Source organism: Streptomyces racemochromogenes, assembly GCF_044129415.1.
In the GTDB taxonomy this organism is placed as follows: domain Bacteria; phylum Actinomycetota; class Actinomycetes; order Streptomycetales; family Streptomycetaceae; genus Streptomyces; species Streptomyces racemochromogenes_A.
This window is the reverse complement of the sequence record NZ_JBBDHD010000081.1, coordinates 24,416-31,877: the sequence shown is the minus strand read 5'-3', so window position 1 is coordinate 31,877 and position 7,462 is coordinate 24,416. Positions and strand designations below refer to the sequence as shown.

The 7,462-nt window shown below is 68.8% G+C and carries 8 protein-coding genes, 1 tRNA gene and 1 other RNA gene; 6 read left to right on the top strand and 4 right to left on the bottom strand.

Annotation, left to right across the window (positions count from 1 at the left end):
- Together WDV06_RS25615 and ffs are read right to left on the bottom strand one after the other, a co-directional pair.
- The coding region (locus WDV06_RS25615) for a DNA polymerase III subunit gamma and tau (RefSeq protein ID WP_395512129.1) at positions 1–1,064 on the bottom strand (1,064 nt) is incomplete at its 3' end.
- 53 nt (positions 1,065–1,117) lie between these two features.
- Positions 1,118–1,216, bottom strand: an RNA gene (gene ffs / locus WDV06_RS25610) — signal recognition particle sRNA small type.
- Between the two features lie 120 nt (positions 1,217–1,336).
- Here ffs and WDV06_RS25605 point away from each other — a divergent pair.
- The 3 genes from WDV06_RS25605 to WDV06_RS25595 all read left to right on the top strand — a co-directional run bounded on the left by WDV06_RS25605 (position 1,337) and on the right by WDV06_RS25595 (position 4,086).
- Positions 1,337–1,421, top strand: a tRNA-Ser gene (locus WDV06_RS25605).
- 249 nt (positions 1,422–1,670) lie between these two features.
- Entirely contained in the window at positions 1,671–3,302 is a 1,632-nt protein-coding gene (locus WDV06_RS25600) for an Eco57I restriction-modification methylase domain-containing protein (protein ID WP_395512128.1), read from the top strand.
- A gap of 25 nt (positions 3,303–3,327) precedes the next feature.
- Complete coding sequence (locus WDV06_RS25595) at positions 3,328–4,086, top strand: PaeR7I family type II restriction endonuclease (RefSeq protein ID WP_395512127.1); 759 nt, start codon at positions 3,328–3,330, stop codon at positions 4,084–4,086.
- A 46-nt stretch (positions 4,087–4,132) separates the two neighbouring features.
- Here the strand turns inward: WDV06_RS25595 and WDV06_RS25590 are convergent, their stop codons facing one another.
- A complete protein-coding gene (locus WDV06_RS25590) occupies positions 4,133–4,798 on the bottom strand; it encodes a hypothetical protein (RefSeq protein ID WP_395512126.1) in 666 nt (221 codons plus the stop codon).
- Between the two features lie 104 nt (positions 4,799–4,902).
- Between WDV06_RS25590 and WDV06_RS25585 the strand changes: the two genes are divergently transcribed.
- From WDV06_RS25585 to WDV06_RS25575, 3 genes are all read left to right on the top strand, one after another.
- Positions 4,903–5,529 (top strand): TetR/AcrR family transcriptional regulator, encoded by a 627-nt coding sequence (locus tag WDV06_RS25585; RefSeq protein ID WP_395512125.1) that lies wholly within the window; start codon positions 4,903–4,905, stop codon positions 5,527–5,529.
- Positions 5,530–5,750: 221 nt separating this feature from the next.
- Positions 5,751–6,302 (top strand): NADPH-dependent FMN reductase, encoded by a 552-nt coding sequence (locus WDV06_RS25580; RefSeq protein WP_395512124.1) that lies wholly within the window; start codon positions 5,751–5,753, stop codon positions 6,300–6,302.
- A gap of 70 nt (positions 6,303–6,372) precedes the next feature.
- Positions 6,373–6,816: a luciferase domain-containing protein gene (locus WDV06_RS25575; protein WP_395512123.1), complete on the top strand. Its 444-nt coding sequence runs from the start codon at positions 6,373–6,375 to the stop codon at positions 6,814–6,816.
- 81 nt (positions 6,817–6,897) lie between these two features.
- On the opposite strand, the gene WDV06_RS25570 is transcribed toward WDV06_RS25575, so the two are convergent.
- Positions 6,898–7,410, bottom strand: a complete 513-nt coding sequence (locus WDV06_RS25570) for a PadR family transcriptional regulator (protein WP_395512122.1) — start codon at positions 7,408–7,410, stop codon at positions 6,898–6,900.
- Positions 7,411–7,462: the final 52 nt, after the last annotated feature.

Sequence of the window (7,462 nt, the reverse complement as noted above, 5' to 3'; positions counted from 1 at the left end):
TGGAGGCGCGGCGAGGTGGCGCCGCGCATCTCCGTCAGCCCGGCGTTGACCAGGTCGGCGGCTCGGCTGAGTTCGGCGGCGCCGAACACCGACGCCTGGGCCTGCATCCGCTCCACCACGTCGGCGGGGGCGTCGATGAGCCCCTTCTCCGCGGCGTCGGGGACGGCGGCCAGGATCACCAGGTCGCGCAGCCGCTCCAGCAGGTCGGCGACGAAGCGGCGGGGGTCGTTCCCGCCCTCGACGACCCGGTCGACGACCTCGAAGGCGGCAGCCCCGTCCCCGGCGGCGAAGGCGTCGACGACGGAGTCGAGGAGCGAGCCCTCGGTGTACCCGAGCAGGGAGGTGGCCATGGCATACGTCACACCCTCCTCACCTGCACCGGCGAGGAGCTGGTCCATGACGGACATGGAGTCGCGCACGGACCCGGCGCCGGCCCGCACGACGAGCGGCAGCACCCCGTCCTCCACCCGGGCGCCCTCGCGCCCGCACACCTCGCCGAGGTAGTCCCGCAGCGTCCCCGGCGGCACGAGCCGGAAGGGGTAGTGGTGCGTGCGCGACCGGATCGTCCCGATGACCTTCTCGGGCTCCGTGGTCGCGAAGATGAACTTGAGGTGCTCCGGCGGCTCCTCGACCACCTTCAGCAGGGCGTTGAAGCCCGCCGAGGTGACCATGTGGGCCTCGTCGATGATGTAGATCTTGTACCGGCTGGACGCGGGCCCGAAGAAGGCCTTCTCGCGCAGGTCGCGCGCGTCGTCGACACCACCGTGCGAGGCGGCGTCGATCTCGATCACGTCGATGGACCCGGGGCCGTTGCGCGCCAGGTCGCGGCAGGACTGGCAAGCGCCGCAGGGGTCGGGAGTGGGACCCTGCTCACAGTTGAGGCAGCGGGCCAGGATGCGCGCGCTGGTCGTCTTTCCACACCCGCGCGGCCCGCTGAACAGGTACGCGTGGTTGACCCGGTTGTTCCGCAGGGCCTGCATCAGCGGGACAGTGACATGCTCCTGCCCGATGACCTCGGCGAACGACTCGGGGCGATAGCGGCGGTACAGCGCAAGGGACGACACGTCTACGAGGTTATCCGGGCCCACCGACAACAGCCGCCCGCAGCCGCCCCGGAACGCAAAGCGCCCCCCACGCACCCGCCAGAGCCCACTTACCCTTGCTGCCTTCCGGCCCTGGGGGAGTTGGGTGAGATAGCGCCACGTGAGGGGCTGGGCCCCACCCTAGCGGATGGAACCCCCCGGAATCGAGCCCGCCCCGACCGCACTCCCCCGCCCCGCCCCCCGATCCGGATCGTGTTCGCGAGCACCCCTCAACGTCTTGTATTGTTTGCGGCGGAGGATTCGCCTAGAGGCCTAGGGCGCACGCTTGGAAAGCGTGTTGGGGGCAACCCCTCACGAGTTCGAATCTCGTATCCTCCGCAGCCGCCCGACAGGGCAAACGAAGGGTCCGACCGCTCAGCGGCCGGACCCTTCGTTGCTTCGTGGTCTCAGCCTCGGTCTCAGTCGGCGCGCGGACGGTCGCGCCGGACTCAGCTGATCATGGAGGAGAGCTTCGGCGAGCCGCCGTGCAGCCACGACTCCGAGCAATTGCGGAAAGCCTCTGGCTGCCGTGCCCGCCGATAGCCTTGAGGTGTGGGCTCGTGCAGTGAGCCATGACGAAAGGAATCCATGGCTGCAGCTGCCCCCGATGAGGTCGAGTACGGCGAGGTCTTCACCCGTCGATGGGTCGTCGAGACGATCCTTGATCTGGTCGGCTACACGGCGAACCAGGACCTCACCCGGATGAGGCTCGTTGAGCCGTCCATCGGATCCGGAGCGTTTTTCGTCCCCGCACTGGAGCGCCTGCTCGAGTCCGCAAAGGTCCATGGCACGGAGCTGTCGGCGCTGGCTGACTGTCTGTACGGCCTCGATCTCCAGCATGAGCACGTCACGACCTGCCGGAAGAAAGCGACGGACATGCTCCAAGCCGCTGGGGCCAGTCCCACAGAGGCCCGAGCCCTGGCTGCGGGCTGGCTGCGTCACGGCGACTTCCTTCTGGACGAGGTACCGACGGACGTCGATTTCGTGATCGGTAACCCGCCGTACATCCGCACCGAGGACCTCGATGACGAGACCGAGGCCGCCTACCGCAAGACATGGCGGACGATGCGTGGACGGGCGGACATCTACGTCGGCTTCTACGAGCGTTCGCTGTCCATGCTCGCAAGGGGCGGGAAGGTCGGGTTCATCTGCGCGGACCGTTGGATGCGGAACGCCTACGGGAAACACCTGCGGGGTCAGGTGATCTCACGCTACGCGGTCGAGTCGGTGTGGCAGATGCACGACGTAGACGCATTTGAAGCAGATGTCTCGGCCTATCCGGCGATCACGGTGCTGGCCAACTCCGAGCAGGGCAGCTCCACGTTCATCGACACCACTGCCGCGTTCGGAGCGGCCTCCGCAAGCGAGGCCCTGGCGTTCGTGCAGGGCACGGCGGAGGAAGCTGCAGGTCAGGGATGGGAGGGTGCACGCCTGCCCAGCTGGTTCGAGACCGACGACTTCTGGCCCGCAGGATCCCCTCACACCATCAAGCTGCTGGAGCACCTGCAGGAGACTTTCCCGACACTGGAAGCCGACGGTACGACGAAAATCAGCATTGGGGTCGCGACGGGAGCCGACAAGGCCTACATCGTCAACGCGGACGCCGGCATCGACGTCGAGGAAGACCGGCTGACGCCCCTCGTCATGGCCGACGACATCCGCGCAGGTCGTCTCACAACTCCTTCGAAGATGCTGCTGAACCCGTGGAACGCCGAAGGGACGCTCGTGGATCTCGCGGACTACCCGAAGTTCGCGGACGCGCTCGCGTCGCACCCGAACGTCAAAAAGCGCTTCGTCGCGAGGAAGAACCCGAACACCTGGCACCGCACGATCGACAAGGTTCACCCGGGCCTCGCCGAACAGCCGAAGCTGCTTCTCCAGGACATGAAAGCCCAGATCACGCCGGTGCTGGAGCCGGGTCGCTACTACCCGCACCACAACCTGTATTACATCGTCTCGTCGTCGTGGGACCTGGAAGTGCTCGGCGGGTTGCTACTGTCCCGGATCGCAGAAGCCTTCGTGAGTGCCTACGGCGTGAAGATGCGCGGCGGCACTCTGCGATTCCAGGCGCAGTACCTGCGGAAGATCGCCGTTCCGCGCCCCGACGCGATCCCCCACGACATCGCCTCCAGACTCCGTGATGCGTTCCGCTCTGGCGACAGGGGGGCTGCGACGCGTGCGGCCGAAGAAGCGTACGGGCTGCCTGTCGGCAGCATCTGAGTACCCGAAGAGCAGAAGAGGGGTCATGAGCGACCTGACACCTGTCGAGACCTGGCGCGCCGCTGTTCTCGGCTACTGGGAGGGCCTGGACCTACAGGCCGCGAAGCAGGGGCAGGCCACCGGGGTCAGGGACACCGGCAACCGCGCAGCCGTCACCGGCGGCAAGCAGATGGACGCGATGCAGGAAGTCGTGGCGAAACTATGGCGTGACGCTCCGGGCATCAAGCTGGAGGTGCGCACGACGGGTCACAACAATCTGCCGGCGTACTTTCGCCCGGTGAAGAACTGGGACCTCCTGGTGCTCTACCGCGGCTCCCTGATCGCGGCGATGGAGTTCAAGTCCCAGCGGGGCCCCTCGTTCGGCAACAACTTCAACAACCGGACGGAGGAAGCCCTCGGGCTCGCGGCGGACTCCCAGATGGCCGTGGAACGCGGCCTGTTCGGCCGGCTGAAGCCCTGGTTCGGCTTCATCATGCTCGTGGAACGCGCGCCGGGATCGTTGAACGCGGTCAAGGTGCCCAAAAACATGCCGTTCCCGGCGGACCCGATCTTCGAAGGAGCGTCGTACATAGAGCGCTACAAGATCTTCTTCGAACGCATGGTCAAAGAAGGCAACTACGACGCTGTCGCTCTGCTCACCGCCGAGGCAGGCAGCGACCACTTCACCGAGCCATCGGTGAGCTTGTCGTTGGCCAATCTCGAAGCAGACATCCGTGCACGCATCGAGTACATCAAGACGCTGCCAGACGATGTGTTCGACCAACTGACGCACCAAGTCGGCTGAAATCTCCACCAGTCGCCGGACCGGCCTCGCGGACAGGGGGCCGGTGTCAGGACGGGCGGTGGGAGAGGGAGCGGGTCGGGCGGCGGGTCGACCAGGCTGCCGCCGCGAGGGCGAAGCCGTAGACGGACACCAGGCCGTGGCCGTTGTCCTGGGCGAGCCACATCGCGAGGCCGAGCACCGGGACGCCGGCCGCGAGGGCGATCTCCTTCGGCCGGCGGGCCCTGGTGAGGAACGCCAGGGCGAGGGTGGCGCCGAGGAAGTAGGTGGCGCCGGAGCTGCCGGCGAAGTTGCGGGGGTCGGTGGCGGGGCCGTCGCCGAGGCCGAGCAGGGCGTCGATCCGGCCGGGCAGCAGGATGCCCGCGAGGAAGAAGCCGAGGGTGAGGCCACCGCCCCAGTACCAGTGGGCGAGCGCGGCGACGACGGCGAGGGTGGCCAGGTTCCACAGGGCGCCGAACAGGCCGCCGTTCTGCATGAACACCGAGGTGAACTCGCGCCACCAGCCGGACTTGGCCGGGTCGGCGTCCAGCGCGTCCATGGCGCCGGACCACACCAGCTGGAGCAGGACGCCGCCGACGGCGAGCCCGGTCAGGACGAGGGCCGCCCACGGGAGGCTCCGTCCGCGCAGGGTGTCGCGGCCGACCACGCCGAGACCGCAGTTGACCATCATGACCATCAGCGCGGCCGTGGTCGTGTTGAAGACGATCGCTTCCATGTCCGGCACTCCCCCCTCTGCGATTCCAACACCGTTGGAAACTGCGACGACGTCAAGCTAGCACAGTTTTCCAACGGTGTTGGAAAACCTGTACGGTGGCACGCATGAAGCTCACCAAGGAGCGCATCGTCGCCGCGGGCATGGCCGTCTTCGCGGAGGTCGGCTACCAGAACCTGTCCATGCGCCAGGTCGCCGACCGCCTGGACACCCACGCGGGCAGCCTCTACTACCACGTGCGCGGCAAGGAGGAGCTGCTCGCCCTGATGGCCGACCGGGTCTGCCGCCAGGCCCACGACGCCGGCACCGAAGCCCTCGCCGCCCTCCCGCCCGCCGCCACCTGGCAGGACCGCGTCGAGGCCCAGGCCACCGCCCTGCGCCGGGGCATCGCACAGCACCCCGGCGGCGCCCAGCTCCTCGCCGAGAGCCCCGGCGTGCTCAGCACCGGCGCCCTCTCCCTGATGGAGCGCCTGCTGCGCACCCTCCTCGACGCCGGCCTGCCCGCCGACCGCTGCGGCATCGCCGCCGACACCCTGCTCAGCCACGTCACCGGATTCGTGCTCCAGGAGCAGAACCAGCCGGCGGCCCCGCCGGCCGTCACCGCCGAGCAGTACGCCGACCTGCTCGCCCGGTTCCCCCTGGTCATGGGCGCCTCGGTGCAACACCTGGGCCAGGACGAGAAGTTCGTGCGCAGCGTCCGCCTGCTCTGCGCCGGCTTCGCCGCGCCGGCCTAGGCCGGCCGTCCGGGTCGAGGTATCGGTCGAGGTCCAAGTCCCTTTCAGGCAAGGTCGGTTGCGTAAGCGCCGCCGGCCGGGACCACCGCTCGGAACCCCCGTGGCCTCGTACTCCAGCGGCGCTCGACGGGGAGTCCGGCGCCGGCGCCTACCGTCGGGACGGGATCGCGGTGTCCGCCGTATCCCTCGCCCTCAGGCGTCTCTCAATTAGGAGTCCGACCATGACCGTTCGCGTCCTCGCCCTCGTCGGCAGCCTCCGGGCCGGCTCGCACAACCGACAGCTCGCCGAAGCGGCCGTCAAGCACGCCCCCGGACACGTCTCCGTCGATATCCACGAGGGCCTCGCCGAGATCCCGTTCTACAACGAGGACATCGACGTCGAAGGTTCCGTCCCCGCTCCGGCGGTGGCCCTGCGGGAGGCCGTGTCCGGTGCGGACGCGCTCCTGCTCGTTTCCCCCGAGTACAACGGCACCATCCCCGCCGTGCTGAAGAACGCGATCGACTGGCTGTCCCGCCCGTACGGCACCGGCGCGATCACCGGCAAGCCGGTCGCCGTCATCGGCACCGCCTTCGGCAGCTACGGCGGCGTGTGGGCGCAGGACGAGGCCCGCAAGTCCGCCGGTGTGGCCGGTGGTGCCGTCCTGGAGGAGGCCCGCCTGTCCGTCGCCGAATCCGTGACCCGTTTCGCCACCACCCACCCCGCCGACGACGCCGAGATCGCCACCGCGGTCCTGGAGGTCCTGGAGCAGCTGGCCACCAAGGCGAACGCCTGACGAACCGGCGCCGCAGCTCCGTAGGACCGTCACGCTGTAGCCGGGTCACCGGCCGGAAAGGAACACCGCCATGCTCACCCTGACTCCCCGCGAGGGGGCGGCCCCGAAGGTCTTCGGCCCGGCCCCGCACGGCCAGGGCTCCCAGATCTCCCCGATCATGCTGCAGGAGGAGCTGTGGGGACGGATGCGCGCGCTGCCGTACGTGTACATGGCGCCCACGCTCGTCTCGGTCCCGCACGCCCGGGCCCTCTTCCTGCCCGAGGGCGTCGGCACGGGCCCGGCGGAGGCCTTCCAGCGCGGTAGGGAGTGGGCCCACATCCACCCCCACCACGACGGCTCGCTCCACCTCACGCTCCCGAAGGAGGCGGAGGAGGAAGTGATCAACGCCGGCTGGGGCGTGCACCACCCGGTCCAGGCGGTGACGCTCGTCTACGGGCCGCGGAGCTATGCGGAACTGGAGACGGTCTGGAAGATCGTCCACTTCTCGTACCGGTACGCCGTCGGCATGAAGTGACCCGTCGGGAGCCTCCGTCACGAGAGAGGGCCGGACCGCAGCCGCGGTCCGGCCCTCCGGCGTTCCCCGACCTGCGGGCCGCTAGCCGAGCCGGCCGGCCGCCCAGGCGGCCCATTCGCGCTTCATCTCGTTGAGGCGCAGGCCGTACTCCAGGGCGATGCGGCCGTACACCGACAGCCGGTCGTCGCCCCAGTCGATGGACCGCTCCAGCGCGCGCAGGTCCTCGTACTCCTCCGCTGCCGCCTCCATCAGCCCGGTCAGGTACGCGCCCGCCTGGTCCGCCGGGAGCACGCCGAGGAAGAAGACCCGCAGGAGGACGTCGCTGCGGGTGGTGCGCTGGGGCCTGGTCTCGGTGAGCCAGTGGCGCAGTTCGGCCATGCCCTCGTCGGTGAGGGTGTACTCCTTGCGGCCGCGCGGCCCCTCCGCCGAGACGCCGATCAGCCCGGCGGCGGCGAGTTTGGCCAGTTCGCCGTACATCTGGCTCTGGGTGGCGGGCCAGACGTTGGCCAGCGAGGTCTCGAAACGCTTCAGCAGGTCGTAACCGCTGGCGGGGCGTTCGGAGAGGAGTCCGAGGAGGGCGTGTCGAAGGCTCATGCCCCCACCTTACATTCCATTCTTGACATGTCATTTTTGGAAGGTCTACCTT